This window comes from Robbsia andropogonis, assembly GCF_000970345.1.
In the GTDB taxonomy this organism is placed as follows: domain Bacteria; phylum Pseudomonadota; class Gammaproteobacteria; order Burkholderiales; family Burkholderiaceae; genus Robbsia; species Robbsia andropogonis.
The window spans coordinates 241,294-258,530 of record NZ_LAQU01000006.1 but is presented as its reverse complement, the minus strand read 5'-3'; the positions used below and the strand labels follow the sequence as shown (position 1 = coordinate 258,530).

The 17,237-nt window shown below is 62.4% G+C and carries 11 protein-coding genes, 1 tRNA gene and 1 pseudogene; 5 read left to right on the top strand and 8 right to left on the bottom strand.

The features are described 5' to 3' along the window. Nucleotides 1–293 precede the first annotated feature (293 nt). Nucleotides 294–1,337, top strand: a complete 1,044-nt coding sequence (locus tag WM40_RS08630; RefSeq protein WP_051504123.1) for a CorA family divalent cation transporter — start codon at nt 294–296, stop codon at nt 1,335–1,337. Between the two features lie 67 nt (nt 1,338–1,404). On the opposite strand, the gene WM40_RS08625 is transcribed toward WM40_RS08630, so the two are convergent. Together WM40_RS08625 and fdxA are read right to left on the bottom strand one after the other, a co-directional pair. Further along, nucleotides 1,405–1,480, bottom strand: a tRNA-Asn gene (locus WM40_RS08625). Between the two features lie 287 nt (nt 1,481–1,767). Continuing rightward, entirely contained in the window at nt 1,768–2,091 is a 324-nt protein-coding gene (gene fdxA / locus WM40_RS08620; RefSeq protein ID WP_024901520.1) for a ferredoxin FdxA, read from the bottom strand. A 401-nt stretch (nt 2,092–2,492) separates the two neighbouring features. On the opposite strand from fdxA, the gene pncB reads away from it, so the two are divergent. The 3 genes and pseudogenes from pncB to WM40_RS08600 form a co-directional block, all read left to right on the top strand. Next, nucleotides 2,493–3,677 (top strand): nicotinate phosphoribosyltransferase, encoded by a 1,185-nt coding sequence (pncB, locus tag WM40_RS08610; RefSeq protein WP_024901518.1) that lies wholly within the window; start codon nt 2,493–2,495, stop codon nt 3,675–3,677. A 249-nt stretch (nt 3,678–3,926) separates the two neighbouring features. Further along, nucleotides 3,927–5,420: a sodium:proton antiporter gene (locus WM40_RS31285; protein ID WP_236693440.1), complete on the top strand. Its 1,494-nt coding sequence runs from the start codon at nt 3,927–3,929 to the stop codon at nt 5,418–5,420. Between the two features lie 153 nt (nt 5,421–5,573). After that, nucleotides 5,574–7,118 (top strand): annotated as a pseudogene (locus tag WM40_RS08600) (DNA recombination protein RmuC); the annotation flags it as partial. 145 nt (nt 7,119–7,263) lie between these two features. On the opposite strand, the gene WM40_RS08595 reads toward WM40_RS08600, so the two are convergent. From WM40_RS08595 to WM40_RS08575, 6 genes are all read right to left on the bottom strand, one after another. Further along, a complete protein-coding gene (locus tag WM40_RS08595) occupies nt 7,264–7,587 on the bottom strand; it encodes a hypothetical protein (protein ID WP_036006867.1) in 324 nt (107 codons plus the stop codon). 203 nt (nt 7,588–7,790) lie between these two features. After that, on the bottom strand, nt 7,791–9,296 hold the full coding sequence (locus tag WM40_RS08590; protein ID WP_236693431.1) for a molybdopterin molybdotransferase MoeA: 1,506 nt from the start codon (nt 9,294–9,296) through the stop codon (nt 7,791–7,793). A gap of 62 nt (nt 9,297–9,358) precedes the next feature. Further along, nucleotides 9,359–10,078, bottom strand: a complete 720-nt coding sequence (gene mobA, locus WM40_RS08585) for a molybdenum cofactor guanylyltransferase (protein ID WP_052738240.1) — start codon at nt 10,076–10,078, stop codon at nt 9,359–9,361. A 3-nt stretch (nt 10,079–10,081) separates the two neighbouring features. Then, complete coding sequence (gene moaA, locus WM40_RS08580; protein WP_082102527.1) at nt 10,082–11,167, bottom strand: GTP 3',8-cyclase MoaA; 1,086 nt, start codon at nt 11,165–11,167, stop codon at nt 10,082–10,084. A 336-nt stretch (nt 11,168–11,503) separates the two neighbouring features. Then, a complete protein-coding gene (locus WM40_RS32455; RefSeq protein WP_236693430.1) occupies nt 11,504–11,683 on the bottom strand; it encodes a ribonuclease E in 180 nt (59 codons plus the stop codon). Continuing rightward, entirely contained in the window at nt 11,662–14,961 is a 3,300-nt protein-coding gene (locus WM40_RS08575; RefSeq protein WP_236693429.1) for an Rne/Rng family ribonuclease, read from the bottom strand. The genes WM40_RS32455 and WM40_RS08575 overlap by 22 nt, the downstream gene beginning before the upstream one ends. Before the next feature lie 1,195 nt (nt 14,962–16,156). Here WM40_RS08575 and WM40_RS08560 point away from each other — a divergent pair. Then, on the top strand, nt 16,157–17,230 hold the full coding sequence (locus WM40_RS08560) for a pseudouridine synthase (RefSeq protein ID WP_046152641.1): 1,074 nt from the start codon (nt 16,157–16,159) through the stop codon (nt 17,228–17,230). Nucleotides 17,231–17,237: the final 7 nt, after the last annotated feature.

The window sequence follows — 17,237 nt, the reverse complement described above, 5'->3', positions numbered from 1 at the left end:
AGTGACTAAATTTTGCATGGGCTGCGCACTTTTTACCTGCCTGGGCTGTCTTTTGTTCCAGGAATGAGCGGGTACATGTCACGTCTGTAACGGAACATCCTTTTGGGTTCCCCTGTTCACGTTCATCTATGCAGCCGTGCGCGGCACGATCCGGGAGCGGCTGGGCCCCACAACCAGCCGACTGCGACCACGTGGCTGACAATGCGCTTGCAAACAAAAGTCCCGCTATTCTGGTGATGAAAATAATGCAGGCGCCAACAGGCGCGTCGAAAGGTAAAGGAAAGCAAGTATTCATGGAACAACGGGAAGAACAGCGCCACCGTGCCACCGGCATGTCGTCGCAACCTGAGGTGCAGGTGCATTCCGCTCCGGAGGGGTATGTCTGCGGCTATATTTTCGAACAGGGCCGGGCCACGGCAATGCAATGGCCGGAAACGCACATTTTGCCGGGTACCCCGGATAAGCCGGTATGGATGCATTTATCCGCGGCCGACGATGCCGTCAACGGGTGGTTGCAATGCCGAGAGGCCTTGCCGATGTCGGTCCGCGAGTTTCTCTGCGGGCGCGATCGCCGACCGCGAGTGCATGTAGGGAGCGCTTACTTTTTTGGTGTCATATCTGACTTTGAATTGGGCGGCGGCGCCGATATTGATAAGGGCACCAGTGCGCTTCGGTTCTATATCGATGGATCGCGATTGATCACTGTGCGTACGGTCCGGATGCAATCGACCGATAAGCTGCGTCATGCGGTGTTGGACGGTGATACGTTTCGCGATACCACCGAGCTGTTCGCAACGTTGATCCGAGGCCTGAATGAGACTTTTGCGGAAAAGGTCAATGACCTTGGCGACCGGCTGGATGATGTGGAGGAGGGGGTGCTCGATGGGCGTCATTCCGATCAGCGCGCCGGGTTGGGCGCCATTCGCCGGGATCTTGTGGAGTTGAAACGTTACGTCGATCCAGAGCGAACGGCGTTGGCGCAGTTGATCGCGCCGCGATTGGATTGGGCCGATCCGCGTTCCGCGGAAGCCTTGGTGCAGGCCGTGCAGACGATGAACAGCATCGGCGCATCACTGGAGGCGTTGTACGAGCGCGCCAAGCTCCTTCAGGACGAACTGGCGTCACTGCTGGCGGAGGACATCAATCGCAAGCTGTTGGCACTGGCCATCATGTCGGCACTGCTGTTACCCGCCTCACTGATCTCGGGCATCTTTGGGATGAACGTGGCCGGCCTGCCGGGCATTCATGAAAAGTATGCATTCTGGATCGTGACCTCGGCCATGGTGATCCTTGCCGGATTGACGATAGCGGTCCTGAAGCGTCTACGCCTCTGGTGACCCTGCGCCAACCATAGAAAAAGGCCCTTTCAGTTTCCTGAAAGGGCCTTTCTTGCTACTTATTCTTTGGCTCCTCGACCTGGGCTCGAACCAGGGACCTACGGATTAACAGTCCGGCGCTCTACCGACTGAGCTATCGAGGAACAGCAGAGAAGAAAGATTATAGAGATGACATCTTCTTCTGTCAAACTATTTCTGCAGCGTTATCGGCGTTCTTACGATAACTACGTGAAATGAACGGCTTCTCACGTGTACTGCTTCATCATCGGCCAGATACTTATCCGTTTCCGCGACAAGTGTCAGCCGCGCCGATAACGAAATCTGGACGTGCGAGATCACTTTCTCCTACGCCCGCGGCGAGTAAAAAAAAGGATCTTGGCTGACCAGGGCGACAATATTATCGGCGTTCCAGACAAGGCGCAAGCAATTTTTAGCGCTCGAGCAAATCGAGTTTGCCTTCCTTGTCTTTCCAGTCGTCGGCGTCGGGCAGCGCTGCCTTGGTCTTGGTGATGCTTGGCCAGATGGCGGCCAGTTCGGCATTCAGTTGGACAAAAGCTTGCTGGTCGCCCGGCACGTCTTCTTCCGCATAAATGGCGTTGGCAGGGCACTCCGCCACGCAGACGGCGCAGTCGATGCACTCGTCCGGATCGATAGCGAGGAAATTCGGGCCTTCACGGAAGCAATCGACTGGACAGACGTCGACGCAATCGGTGTAGCGGCACTTGATGCAATTTTCGGTCACGACGTGCGTCATGTACTCACTCCTACGTCTTTGCGCCAAACGGCTGTATACGAAAGGCGTTATTGTAACCGAAGGCCACCGCCGCCGCGATGATCACTGAGCGGGTCGATCAGATAGATGTGTAATGTCGATATGACGCGACGTTGTCCGTATGGTCGGATATCCGCCTTGAGTACCGTACTTTGGGCTCCATTGGCGAATTTCGGGTACCATCGACGCCACGCCGCGAGGTAGGGCAAATTGACGCGGTGGCGCGGTTGCATCGCCGGGGCGCGCTGGTGGCCCGCTTTGCATCGTGCGGATAGCCGGAGCCCATTCCTGGCGTAACGCGACGTCCCATGCGTTCATATCCTTGGGAAGATGGCGGCTGAGACGAAACGTCCACGCGACATGTGGTCCATATAGTGCCTTCGATGATCATCACCTCGCTACTCGACACCGACCTCTATAAATTCACGATGATGCAAGTGGTGCTGCACCACTTTCCCGCCGCGGAGGTCGAATACCGTTTTCGTTGCCGTACCCCTGGCGTCATGCTGGCGCCGTATGTCGAGGAGATCCGGCAGGAGATCGATCACCTCTGCGCATTGCGTTTTACGCAGGCAGAGCAACAGTGGTTGCGCAAGCTGCGCTTTCTCAAAAGCGACTTCGTGGATTTCCTGGACTTGTTCCATTTGAACCAGAAGTACATTTCGGTGATGCCGTCGGGCGAGCATCACGGTGAAATCGAGATCACCATCAAGGGGCCGTGGCTGCACACGATCCTGTTCGAGATCCCCGTGCTGGCGATCGTCAACGAAGTCTATTTTCGCAATACGCAGCGCGTGCCGGACTATCGCGAAGGGCGCGACCGTCTCAAGAGCAAGATCGCGATGCTGGGTGCAAGCCCCGAATACGCCGAATGCAAGATTGCGGATTACGGCACGCGGCGGCGTTTTTCCAAGCGCTGGCATGAAGAAGTGTTGCTGTCGCTGAAGGATAACCTCGGGCCGCAATTTGCCGGCACCAGCAACGTCCTGTTCGCGATGCAGCATGATGTCCTCCCGCTCGGCACGATGGCGCACGAGTATCTGCAAGCGTGCCAGGGGCTTGGGCCACGTCTGCGCGACTCCCAAATCTATGGCTTCGAGATGTGGGCAAAGGAATACCGTGGCGATCTCGGGATTGCGCTGTCCGATGTGTACGGCATGACGTCCTTCCTCAAGGACTTCGACATGTACTTTTGCAAGCTATTCGACGGCGCGCGCCACGATTCCGGCGATCCGTTCGAGTGGGGCGAGCGCTTGTTGAAGCACTATGAAGACAATCGCGTGGACCCGCGTACGAAGATCATGGTGTTCAGCGATGCGCTGGATATCCCGAAGGTGTTGCAACTGTATGAACGCTTCCAGGGGCGTTGTCGCCTCGCGTTTGGCGTGGGCACGAACCTGACCAATGACCTCGGCTATACGCCTTTGCAGGTCGTGATCAAGATGGTCCGTTGCAACGGACAGCCGGTAGCGAAGCTGTCGGATTCGCCAGGCAAGAATATGTGCGACGACGAAGCGTATCTCACCTATTTGCGGCAGGTGTTTGGTATCAAACATTTGCCCAGTTGAGCGTGGCGGATGCGTCGTTGTCCGATTTCTCCGGGCGCGGCGCATCCGCGTTATGCCAAACGGCCAACGCGCGTCCGGGAAGGGTGATGCGCCGCTATAATTCCAAGGCTACTGTCCCCTTGGAATCCTATGCAAAGTCAAACAGTTATGCGGCGGCTGCCGGTCGGTCCGCAGGGTATGCAATGGTGCCCGGCAGGCGATATTTTGCCGCGTGGCATGGGACGCCTGAGTTTCCTACTCTTCTTCTTGATGGTACCCGGCATGGCGCACGCCGCATCGGCGGTGCCGTCGTTGGCCTTGATATGGGGGCTGCCGTTTGCGGGCCTGCTGCTGTCGATCGCCGTGTTCCCTTTGGTCGCGGGCGCGTTTTGGCATCACCACTTCGGCAAGGTTGCCGCTGCTTGGGCCGTGGTCTTCCTGTTGCCGTATGCCTGGCAGTATGGCGCAAGCAGCGCGATTGGCCTGGTCATCCACGCCATGGTGGCCGAATACCTGCCGTTCATCGCCTTGCTAGCGGCGTTATATACCGTCTCGGGCGGCATCTGCCTGCATGGGCGTCTGCCGGCGACGGCACTCAGCAATACCGGGTTTTTGCTGCTCGGTTCCGCATTGGCGAGCGTGATGGGCACGACCGGAGCCGCGATGCTGTTGATCCGACCGCTATTGCGCGCCAATGAAGGGCGGCGGCATCGTGTGCATCTTGTTGTGTTTTTCATCTTCCTGGTGGCGAACGCGGGCGGCTCGCTGACGCCGTTAGGTGATCCGCCGCTGTTCCTTGGCTTCCTCAAAGGTGTCAGTTTCTCGTGGACGACGCAGCATCTGCTGCTGCCGATGCTGTTCCTTTGCGGGGTACTGTGCGTCGTCTTTTTCATGGTCGACCGTCATCTGCTACGTCGTGAGGCCGCGGAGGCCAATCGATTGACCGTGCCGGGCGCGGCGCGCCAGGCGGCGGTGCTTGACAGGGCATCGGGCGTGGACGGCATTGCAATAATGCCGCCACTGGATACCGCCATCGAGGTGCCCCCAGCTGGCGCGCGCGTCGCGGGCGCGGTGGACGCTGCCGCCGGACCGCTGCGAATCGATGGCAAGCGCAATTTCTTCTTGCTGTTTGCCATTATCGGTCTGGTGCTGATGAGTGGCTTCTGGCGACCCGGTATTACGTTTGATATCGCCGGCACCCCCCTGACGTTGCAGGACGCCGTACGTGATGTGCTGCTCGTGGTGGTTGTGGGGCTGTCGCTATGGATCACACCGGCGTCGGCGCGGCGGGGCAATCAATTTGACTGGGGGCCCATCGTCGAGGTTGGCAAATTATTCGCTGCCATTTTCGTCACGATCGCCCCGGTGATCGCGATGCTGTCGATGGGCGACGATGGGCCGTTTGCGAAAATGCTGGCGCTCGTCACCCATGCCAACGGCACCCCGCGCGACGCGGTGTATTTCTGGGCCACCGGCCTGTTATCCGGGTTCCTGGATAACGCACCGACTTATCTGGTGTTTTTCAATACGGCGGGCGGCGACGCGCGTCTGCTGATGACCGACTACGCCTCCACCTTGCTGGCGATCTCGGCGGGTTCCGTTTTCATGGGTGCGCTAAGCTATATCGGCAATGCACCGAACTTCATGGTCAAGGCGATCGCCGAGGAGCGGGGTGTGGCGATGCCCAGTTTCTTCGGATACATGCTATGGTCGGTGCCGATCTTGCTGCCGCTGTTCGTGGTGATGACCTGGCTCTTCTTCTGATGCCCCTGTGACGTCCGCATTTGTGCGTCACAGGCGTCAGGGCCAGCTTGTCGACGGCAGCGCGGAGCGGGACGGATCGGGCACACGACAGCCGGGCACCGGCGCGGGCTTGGCGAACGTGTCACCGGAGCCGCCAGAGAGAGGAAAGGCAGGATGACGATGATGGAAGTCGCCGTCGTATTGGTTGCGATGGCGTTGGTGACAATGACAGCGTTGATCGTGGCAGGCGTGGTGATCGTACGCGGGCGCACGGGCGGCGACGCAGCCGATGGATACACGCGAGCCGCCTTCGACGAGCGCTTCGATGCGGTCGGAGACGCGTTGCACGGATCGAGCGAACTGTTGAAGCGCGAGCTTGAACGGGTCGAGCGCACATTGCGAGGTGATGCGGCGGAGACCGCGCGCATCGCGCGCACGGAATCGCACGGGGTACTGACACAGTTTCAACAAGCGGTGGCCGCACAATTAAGCAGCGTGGCCACTTTGCAGAACCAGAAAGTCGATGGTTTCGCGCACGACCTCGCGCAACTGACGCAAAGCAATGCGACGCAGTTGGAAGCCGTGCGCGCGACATTCGCCGATCAGGCGAGAATCGCCCGCGAAGAACAGACGGTGGGATTACGTCATGTCAGCGAGACGCTGGAGCGCCGTTTGCACGACCTGGCGATTGGCAACGATCTCCGGCTTGCGGAAATGCGTACGACGTTGGAGCGCAAGTTGCAAGATCTGGAGAAGGGCAATGCCGCAAAGCTCGAGGAGATGCGTCAGACCGTCGACGAGAAGCTGCATGCCACGCTGGAACATCGGTTGGGCGAATCATTCAAGCTGGTGTCGGATCGGTTGGAGCAGGTGCATCGTGGCTTGGGTGAGATGCAGTCGCTGGCGGCGGGTGTCGGCGATTTGAAGCGGGTGCTGACGAACGTCAAGACCCGCGGGACCTGGGGCGAAGTGCAACTGGGCGGCCTGCTGGAGCAGATGTTGACCGTGGAGCAGTTTGCCCGCAATGTGGCTACGGTCCCCGGCAGCAACGACCGGGTTGAGTTCGCGATACGCTTGCCGGGTCGCGCCGCGCTGGCCTCGGCTGAACGCCATACCCTGGTCGCGTCCGAACGCAGCCCTACCGATCGATCGGAGAGCGACGGCTCAGTCGTCTGGCTGCCGATCGACGCAAAATTTCCGCGTGAGGATTACGAACGGCTGGTTGAGGCACAGGACCGTGCCGATCCCGTTGCCGTCGAGGAGGCGGGGAAAGCCCTGGACGCGCGCGTTCGGACCGAAGCACGGCGCATTGCCGAGAAATACGTCGCACCACCGCATACGACCGACTTCGCGTTGCTGTTCCTGCCTACCGAGGGGCTGTATGCGGAAGTATTGCGGCGACCAGGGCTCAGCGATGCACTACAACGTGATTTCCGTATCACGATCACCGGGCCCACCACACTGACCGCGTTGTTGAACAGCTTGCAGATGGGGTTTCGAACGCTGGCTATCGAGCAGCGCTCCAGCGAGGTCTGGCAAGTGCTTGGCGCCGTGAAGACTGAGTTTACGAAGTTCGGTGGCGTACTGGCGAAGACGCGGGCGCAGTTGGAGACCGTGACGCGTTCGATCGATCTCGCGGAACAGCGTACACGGGTCATGCATCAGAAATTGCGTCAGGTGGAGGCACTACCCGGTGACGCGGCGGCGGCGGCGCTGGGCCCGTTGCCAAGTCTGGACATGCAGTACGCTCCAGCAGAGTCCGGCACGCCAAACCACGCGAATGCCGATACCGCCGATGCAGCCGCACCGTCCGTCAGCGGTGATCGTGCTGTAGACGAGGCGGGAGGCGCCGAGAAATAAACGACTACACGTCCTTTGGCGGATCGGACAACGTGATCTCGATACCGCCGAAGCGCGAGGCCACCCAGTTATAGGCGCGGCAGGCGATCCACAGCAACACGAAGCCAACGATGCCATTCAGGATCAAGGCACCGAACAACGCGCCGAATGCGCCACGGACATCCATTTCGCCGCCGTTGCGAACCAGGCCGAGTATCAACGCCAACAACACCAGCGGAACACTGAACGTCAGATAGGCGAACATCAACGCCTTCACGGTCTGGCCCGGCGCGATATAGGAGATCTGCTTCTTGACCTCGGTGCCCGGTACCGAATGGGCGAACAGCATATGCGATAAATCGTGTCGATGATGGCCCTGGGCGCCTGCCACCGGCCCCATGGGTCCGGGCGTCGCCCCCGGCACGGCGGTGCCGCCGTCCGTTGTTGTCCCCGTGGCCCCGGTGTTCCCCGATGGCGTCCCCGTCTCTTCGACGAGTGGCGCCGATGCCCGCGCGGACTCCTTCGACGCATCGTCGGAGTGCGGAGTCGTTGTCATATCTCTCCCTCAAAGAAAACAATATCCACCCAGTCGCCCGTCTGCAGGTCAGCGCGCTCGTGCGGCAGGATGATAAAACAATTGCCCTTGCTCATCGAGCTCAGTACGCCCGATCCTTGCGCCCCGGTCAGGGTAACCTGCCATTCGCCATCCCCCGGTATGGCTGCCGGGGTGTCGTCGCTCGACGCATCGACGAAGGGCGCGAGCGTGTTGCCCCGGACCATGGACGTTTCGTGGCGGTGCGCGATCCCGCGGGCGAACTCCGTTCGGCCGGGCCGCTTTCGTATTGGCATCGTGACGCGGGCGCGCACGTGTGGTGGACGGCTAGGCGCGGCACCCATCGCGGCAAGCAACGCATCGCGGACGATGTGATGGAAGCTGGCCACGACCGCTACCGGATTACCCGGAAGACCAAAAAACGGGATCGCGGTATCGGTGTCGGCGTTCGACGGGCCGGTCAGCAGGCCGAACGCGAAGGGACGCCCCGGTCGCATTGCAAGCTTCCAGAATACGATATCGCCGACCGACTTGAATACATCGCGTACAAAATCCGCATCACCGGCGGAGACGCCGCCGGAACTGATGACGGCGTCCGCACATTCGGCGGCGCGCGCCAAGGCTTGCGCGAGCGCGGCGGGATCGTCGCGCACGACACCCAGGTCGATAGGCTCGACGCCGAGCCGTGTCAACATGCCATATAACGTGTATCGATTACTGTCATACAAGCCGCCCGGCGGTAACGCGTCTCCAACCGGATGGAGTTCGTCACCCGTGGAAAAAAAAGCGACGCGCAGCTTGGCACGGACCTGCACCGTGGCAATGCCCAGCGATGCGAGGATGCCGAGATCGGGGGCGCGCAATATACGGCCTGCTTCGAATACGACCTGGCCACATCGCACATCCTCGCCGATCAATCGACGGTTCGCGCCTTTGCGGAAGTCCGCCGTCGACAACATGACCTGGGGCAAGCCCGATGCCGCGGCCGGGGACTTGATTGCGTGGCCGGAGACCGCCAACGACGACATTGACTCCGACGTCGCCGGGGTGGCGTATTCGTGCGGGATCAGCGTGTCGGTGCCCGGCGGCATCGGTGCACCGGTCATGACACGGGCACATTCGCCAGGCGACACCGTCCGTGAGAGCGGATGGCCCGCATGGACGTTTCCGATGACCGTCAATGTCAGCGTCCCGGGTGTCGGCGTTGCTTCGAGCAGCGTCCCGTCGAACGCATAGCCGTCCATCGCGGCGTTATCGAACCGCGGTACGTCCATGGGCGCGAGGATGGGCGCGAAAAGCGTGCGGCCGAGGGCCTGCAACAGCGGTACCGTGTCGATCCGTGCCACCGGCCGCATCAGGTCGCGCAGCAGCACGCGCGCGGCATCGACGTGCAATGCATCGGCGTCTTCCGCGCTCAGGCAACTGGCGACATACGTCGCCAACGTACCGGACGCGCTGGCCTTCAGCGCGGCGATGGGGTCAGGGACGGGGAGAGCAGAAGGCACGTCGGATCGCAAGAAGGAGGCGAGGGAGGTAGCAGTTACGCAGCATGCATCGTGCCGCATGTTTATCCGGTACCGCGGCCGGCGGCGTCCAAGGCATCGCGCGTATTGATATTGTAAAACGCCGCGAAATCGGCAAAGTCGACGGTTCGCGCATTGTGGCGTGCGAGCCACGACATCATACGACGTTCGCCTTGATGCAGCCATGCCTCGCTGCTGTCGAGGATGCACCGGTCCATTAATGCGCATACCGGATGTACCCGCCGCATGCCCTCTTCGACCGTGGCCGCGACGGACAAGACCGCGTGTGCGCCAGGCGCGTGTCTCGCCGTGGACCGGTCGTCCATGCGTTCTCGCATCGGTATCGAGGTCGCGTCCGCGTCAAAAGCCGTACCCGCGGTGTCGACATCCGGGCGCATCAGCCCGTGGGATAGGCGCTCGACCAAGTCCTTCGGCAGTGCGGGAACATCGCATGGAACGCAGGCAAGGTAACGCGTCTTTGTTGCCCGCAGCGCCGCGACCACGCCCGCCAGAGGGCCGGGATAGTCAGGTAGTGCATCGGTCACGACCGGGGCCAGCGCCGCATAGCGCGTGATATGTCGGTTTGCGCTGATGATCAGTGATCCGACTTGCGGGGCGAGTCGGGCGCGGGCGTGCTCGACCAGCGGCTGTCCATTGAGCATCACCCAGCCCTTGTCGATGCCGCCCATCCGGCTGGCGCGTCCGCCACAGAGAATCACGCCGGTGATGTCGTCGCGTGGAATGGACAGCGTCGGACCCGCCATCGCTTATCCGCCGATGTAGGACATTTCGACGCGGCGAGCATCGGTGGGTCCGCCAGCGGACGGCGCATGTTGACCGCCACGCAATTCCGAGTAGCGATCGTCACGATCTTGCCAGAGGCCCGCCATCACGGCGGTCAACTGCGCATCATCCACCATGGTGTCGCGCAACAGTGCCCGCAGGTCGTGTCCGTGGGTGGCAAACAGGCAGTGGTAGAGCTTGCCCTCGGTGGAGAGTCTCGCGCGGGTGCAGTCGCCGCAGAAGGCATGCGTGACGCTGGAGATCACGCCAATCTCACCACCACCATCCACGTAGCGCCAGCGCTCTGCCGGCTCGGACGCATGATGCCGCCCAATCGGCATCAGGGGCAGGACGGCGCCGACCATGTCGATGATGTCGCGTGAGGCAACCGTATGCGCACGCTGCCAGCCATTGGTTTCGCCCACGTCCATGTATTCGATGAAACGCAGTATGGTGCCACTGCCGTGGAAATAGCGTGCCATCGGGATAATCTGTGCCTCATTGACGCCGCGCTTGACCACCATGTTCACTTTTAACGGCGCGAGACCCGCCTTGCGTGCGGCCTCGATACCGTCCAGCACGTCCGCCACTGGGAAATCGACGTCGTTCATCCCGCGGAACGTTGCATCGTCCAGCGCGTCCAGGCTCACGGTGATCCGGTTCAAGCCCGCATCGGCCAGACTGCGCGCCTTGCGGCGCAGTAACGCGCCATTGGTCGTCATCGCCAATTCAAGGGCGCGACCATCGGGCGTGCGAATGGCTGCAAGATTTTCGATCAGACGCTCGATGTGCTTGCGCAGCAGCGGTTCACCGCCAGTCAGCCGGATCTTGCGCACGCCCAACGCTGCCCCGGCGCGTGCGATTCGCTCGATTTCCTCGAAACGCAATAACGAATGCTGCGGCAGGAAAGCAAAATTCTTGTCAAACGTGGCTTTCGGCATGCAGTAGACACAGCGGAAGTTGCAGCGATCGGTGACCGAGATTCGTAAATCGCGCATGGGCCGATCCCGGCGGTCCCGTGCACCCTGTTGTGCGATGGCGACCGACAACGGCACGGCGCGGTCCAGCAGCGCCGTAGACGATGCCTTCGTTGTATCGCCGGCGTGTCGCGAAGGCGATTCGCCAGAGGAAATCGGTTGGATCGGAATAACCTTCTGCACTGTCTGTCTCGGCTGTCTGACGCCCGGCTAGCATACGTACTGCAATCATTCATTCTACGGTAAGCATTTCCGCAGCGGGTTTCGACGGTTTGCACGGGAAACTGTATATGACGAAAAGCCCGATACAGCAGGGCGCTGTATCGGGCTTTTTAGACCGCTGCCTACGTCGCGATCCTAGGCGGATCCGCCGACGTGGTGGCGCGCGTACGCGCCGTCAGGGGTTGTCATTTATCAACTGAATGGATTTCACTCGCTCACGGTCCCGCGGGTTTCAACTTGCACCAGCGGTTCGGTGGAAACCGGCGCCTGCGGCTTGCGCAGACGTGGAGGGTGTACGACTGGCGCCACACTCGCCGCCGCGTCCGCGGCTGCACGCCACTTGTCCGCATCGGTATTGACCCAGGTCAGACCGGCCTCGGCCAACATCGGCGCGAAGTGCTGCGGATCGATGCTGACCGGCGTTGCCGTGCGCGCGCCGTGCGCAACCGTGTCCGGCAGCGCGGTGGCCGCGCCAGCCGGTTGCGGCGCAAGGGCCTCGACTGGCACCGGGGACGTCGGGCGGGGTCTGTCACCACCGCTGCGGTCTCGGCGCGGATGATGGCCTCGGCCGGTGTTACCGGCAATGGTGCCGCTGCGGGCTCCGATGCGGCATCGGACGATTGCACGTCCCGCGACGGTGCCGAGACGATCGGGACAGCGTGCGACGGCGCAACGATATCGACGACCGGTGGCGTCGGCGTCGGCGCGTCGGCGTGTTGCGTGGCAGGCGTTGCCACGGTGTACGCCAACGTGTCAGGGATAACCGGTGCCACGGGCGTCTGGGGTGTCGCAAGCGCCTCACCAACCGCCGCGGAGGCCGGGTTCTCGGTTTCGGCAGCGTGCGCTGACGCCGTGACCGGTGCCGCTGTCTCCACCGGCGTCGCACGGGTCGATGCTGCATGCGTCTGAACCGGTGACGTCGGCACCAGATGGCCGTCGCCCTCCGCGACATCGGCCGCGTGATTGACGTTCACGGGTACACCGTCTTCGGAGCCGGCTTGACCGCTCTGGCCATCCCGCTCGGCCTGATCTTCTTCCCGCTCACGGCGCCCGCCACGTCTGCCACGGCGACGACGGCGACGCTCTTCACCATCGCGTGCGCCGTCGGTACGTTCGCCTTGCACTGCTTGGGGATCGCCCGAGACGGATGTCGGATCAAGCAAGCCGTCAGCCGCGATGGCTACCGCACCCAATGCTTCCACCGGTTCGGCCACGACATTTGGCGTACGGGACGCAATAGCCGGGTCGTGCGCGGTATGCGCCGCCACGCCTGGTTGCGTGAGTGCCTCGACGGTTGCTTCGGCGCCTGATTCGGCGCGTTCCGCCGCCACCGCATCGGACGACCGGCGTTCGCGACGTTCCCCGCGTTCGCCACGCCCCGATGCCGAACGTTCGCCGCGTTCCGGACGTTCGGTCTTCTCGGCGCGCTCGCCTTGTTCGCCACGCTCCTGGCGTTCACGGCGCGGCCGTTCCGCTGGCGCACCTTGGGTAGCCATGCGTTGTTCGCGACTTTCCCGGCCGTCCCGATTGTCACGACCTTCGCGGGCTTCACGCCCTTCACGCGGTTCCCGGTTTTCCTTGGTGTCGGCCGCGACCACGTTGCCGTTCGGCGCGGCGCCCGCCGTGCGCTCATCGCGGCGGCCGTTCCGCGGCTTCTGGCCGTCGCGAGCGACGCCATTGGCCCCGTTTGCCGACGCACGGTCGCCGCGCTCGGTGCGCTCGCCGTTACGGGCCGTGACGCGCTCGGCGCCGTCGGCGCGATTGTTGCCGCGCGCACCGCGCTCGCCGCGCGCGCTACGGTCGCCCCTTGCATTGGCACCCGCCGCCGATACCGGCTTGCTCGCCGATGTGGACGAGCGCGAGGCATCGGTCGCCGCGGTCGAACCGGGTGCGGTGCCGTCGGCACCGGCCGAGGTGCCCAAGCCGAGCACGCGCTTGATCCAGCCGAAGAAACCGGCTTCGGCCGGGGCTTGCTTGGACGTGGCCGATGTCGGCGCACTTGCCTGAGTCGATTGTTCGAGGCTTTCGCGACGCGTCGAAATCGGTGCCGGCTGGTCCGGCGTGATGCCCTTGACGGCGGCTTCCTGGCGTGGCTTGGTTTCCGCCGTGCGGCGGCTGACCGTGCTTTCTGCTTCCAGCGCCTGTGCGGCTTCCATCGCCATCTTGTAGCTGCTGCGGGGTTCGTCGAGTCGCGCGTCGTCATGACGCAGGCGCTCCAGCTTATAGTGCGGCGTATCCAGATGCTTGTTCGGGATCATCAGCACGGCAACCTTGAACCGCGACTCGATCTTGTGGATTTCCGAGCGCTTCTCGTTCAGCAGAAAAGCCGCCACGTCCACTGGTACTTCGGTGTGGATCGCGGCGGTGTTTTCCTTCATCGCCTCTTCCTGGATGATGCGCAGGACTTGCAGTGCCGATGACTCCGTATCACGGATGTGGCCGGTGCCGTTGCAACGCGGGCAGGTCACATGGCTGCCTTCGGACAAGGCTGGACGCAGCCGCTGACGCGACAGTTCCATCAGGCCGAAACGCGAAATCTTGCCCATCTGCACCCGCGCGCGATCGTGGCGCAGTGCATCCTTCAGGCGTTGCTCGACTTCACGCTGGCTCTTCGACGACTCCATGTCGATGAAGTCGATCACGATCAGCCCGCCAAGGTCGCGCAGGCGCAGTTGCCGGGCAACTTCGTCGGCGGCTTCCAGGTTCGTGCGGGTCGCGGTTTCCTCGATGTCCGCTCCCTTGGTGGCGCGGGCCGAGTTGACATCGATCGAGACAAGGGCCTCGGTATGGTCGATGACGATCGCGCCGCCGGACGGCAGCGTTACCGTGCGCGAGTACGCGGTTTCGATCTGATGTTCGATCTGGAACCGGGAAAACAACGGCACATCGTCGTGATAGCGCTTGACCTTGCCCATGCTGCCGGGCATGACCACGCTCATGAAGGCACGGGCCTGTTCCTCGATTTCCTGCGTATCGATCAGGATTTCGCCGATATCCGGCTGGAAGTAGTCGCGTATCGCACGAATCACCAGGCTGGACTCGAGATAGATCAGCAACGGTGCCTTCATGCTTTCGGCGGCACCTTCCACGGCGCGCCACAGTTGCAGCAGGTAGTTCAGGTCCCACTGCAATTCCTCGGCGCTGCGACCGATGCCTGCCGTGCGCGCGATCATGCTCATGCCTTCCGGGCAGACCAGTTGCGCCATCGTCTCCCGCAATTCCTGCCGGTCGTCGCCCTCGATGCGACGCGACACGCCGCCGCCGCGCGGGTTGTTCGGCATGAGCACCAGGTAGCGCCCGGCCAGCGAGATGAATGTCGTCAGCGCCGCGCCCTTGTTGCCGCGTTCTTCTTTCTCGACCTGGACGATCAGCTCCTGTCCCTCACGCAATGCGTCCTGGATACGCGCGGTGCGCATATCCACGCCTTCCCGGAAGTACTGACGGGCCACTTCCTTGAAGGGCAGGAAACCATGGCGGTCCTCGCCGTAGTTCACGAAGCAGGCTTCTAGAGACGGCTCGACGCGGGTAATGACACCCTTGTAGATATTCCCCTTGCGTTGTTCGCGACCAGCGGTCTCGATGTCGATGTCGATCAGTTTCTGGCCATCGACGATCGCGACGCGCAGTTCTTCCTGCTGCGTCGCATTAAACAACATGCGTTTCATAAACGACTCCAGTGCGGCACTGCGGGCTGGTGTCCGAATAACGGACAGCCGCGTGCCGCGCTTTTTAAACTGCAATACACGCGGGAGTCGAAGCGATGGCGGAGAATGGCGCCGGCGCCGGGGACGGTGCCCCGGACAGGCCCGGTGCAGTCCGCCGGAGGAGGCGGTGCACGCGGGGCCTGCCACGGCCGAAGCGCACGTGAAGTGGGAACCGTACCGGTGTCGTGGGCCGCTGCGCCGCGGTGTCTTGCGAACGCGCGGCATGCGCCGACAACGGCCGCCGATGGGCGACGCGATGCCGGGTGCGGCTGTACACGGTCAAGATGCACGGGCCGCGCGCGATGAAACCGGCGCGGCGGCGCGGAAGGGGAAGCCGTCGCGTGCCACCACGTCATTTCGCGGCGGAACGGACTGCCGCACATTGTCACGCGGACACTGGGTGGCTGACCACCTCGCGTCATGCGGTACACAGATGCGGCTGCCCTGATCCGGGCAGGCGTCGCCGGCGGCCACCGCGTACAGGGCGGGCGTTCCGGCGCCGCAAGGGCGAAGAGGAGCGAGCGGAAGCAGGGGCGCCGTCGTGACGTTCGCGGCCGCATGGCGACCTGTCCGGGAGCGCTTCCCCCTTTACCGCATGGCGTCCGACCCGAAGATTCGGGGCCGGTGCTTTCGCTCGATCGACCTGGTGGGCCGCTCTCCGCTAGCGCATTCGTGTACCGTTGCGTACTTCGTGTACAACGGCAACACCTTCCATTGCAACTTGTTCGCCGGCGGCGATGCGCTCGAAGAGGCGCGTCGGCCACCGGTCCCAATCACTTCACAACCGGCCAGCGTGCCGTCATTGATCGCCGAAGTCGGGGCGAGACGTCACGCTGGCCGGGAAAATTCTTTCATGCCACAACCCAACGCCCATCGGCGCGAGACGATGACCGAACCTGCCTGTGGGCAAAGTCCTTGCCGGTCTCTTGCGACGTGCGTGCTACGTGTTACCCGGTATTGACGGGTGGGTAACCCCCCGTGGTGCGGTAAAATGCCGATTGGTCGCACCAGGGCAAGTCCGGTCAGGGATGTATGCCGGACAGACGCCGTCTGGGTCGGGAAAGACCTCGGGCCGTGAGATAGTACCTCTATTCCACGCAGCGTCTGCACCGTCAGGTCTCCGCAGACGCGACTTGCTGGGCAAATTATAGGCAGAATGAAAGAGTTAGGCAAAATGTCCCGGCAACAGGCTTTCGCGGATCGTGTCGCGATGATTGAAATCGACGACGAGGATGCGGGCCAGCGCATCGATAATTTCTTGCTGCGCGTCTGTAAAGGCGTGCCGAAGAGCCACGTTTATCGCATTCTGCGTTCCGGCGAGGTCAGGGTAAACAAGGGACGCATTGACGCAACATATCGTCTGGTCTGTGGCGATATCGTGCGCGTGCCTCCCGTGCGCACGGCCACGAACGGCGGGCAGGACGGAGTCGACGCGACACTGCGTAATGCGTACGTCCCCCCTGCGCAGTTTCCTATCCTGTTCGAGGACCCGCACCTGCTCGTCATTGATAAACCGGCCGGCGTGGCAGTGCACGGCGGCAGTGGCGTCAGTCACGGTGTGATCGAGCAACTGCGCGCGGCGCGGCCCGATGCCCGCTTCCTCGAGCTGGTACACCGGCTGGACCGGGAAACGTCGGGCATTCTGATGCTGGCCAAGAAGCGGGCCGCGTTGACGCATCTGCACGCGCAATTGCGCGAGAATCAGACCGACAAGCGTTATCTGGCATGCGTCCGCGCTCCCGAAGGCGGCTGGCGCGATATGAAGCGCGTGGTGAAGGCCCCCCTGCACAAATACGTGAATGCCGAGGGCGAACGCCGTGTCAGCGTGGATCCAGAGGGGCAGGCCGCGCATACCGTTTTCACGCTGATGGAGCGCTTCCGGGGTCCTGACACCCGGACGGGCGACGCTGATGTACGCCTGCCGGCGATAGCGGGCGCCCCAGACGGTTTCGTGCTGGTGGAGGCGCAGTTGAAAACCGGACGGACGCACCAGATTCGCGTGCATCTGGCGCATCTGGACGCGCCCATCGCCGGCGACGACAAATACGGGGATTTTGCGTTGAACAAGGCATTGGCACGGGCGAATGCCACCCCGGGCCTCAAGCGTATGTTTTTGCATGCGGCAAAATTGCGCATTACTCATCCGGCCAGCGGCGAAATGCTCCAGTTGGAGGCGGCGTTGCCCGCCGAATGCCAACGATTTCTGGTCCAATTACGGGCTGCAGACTGATTTTTAT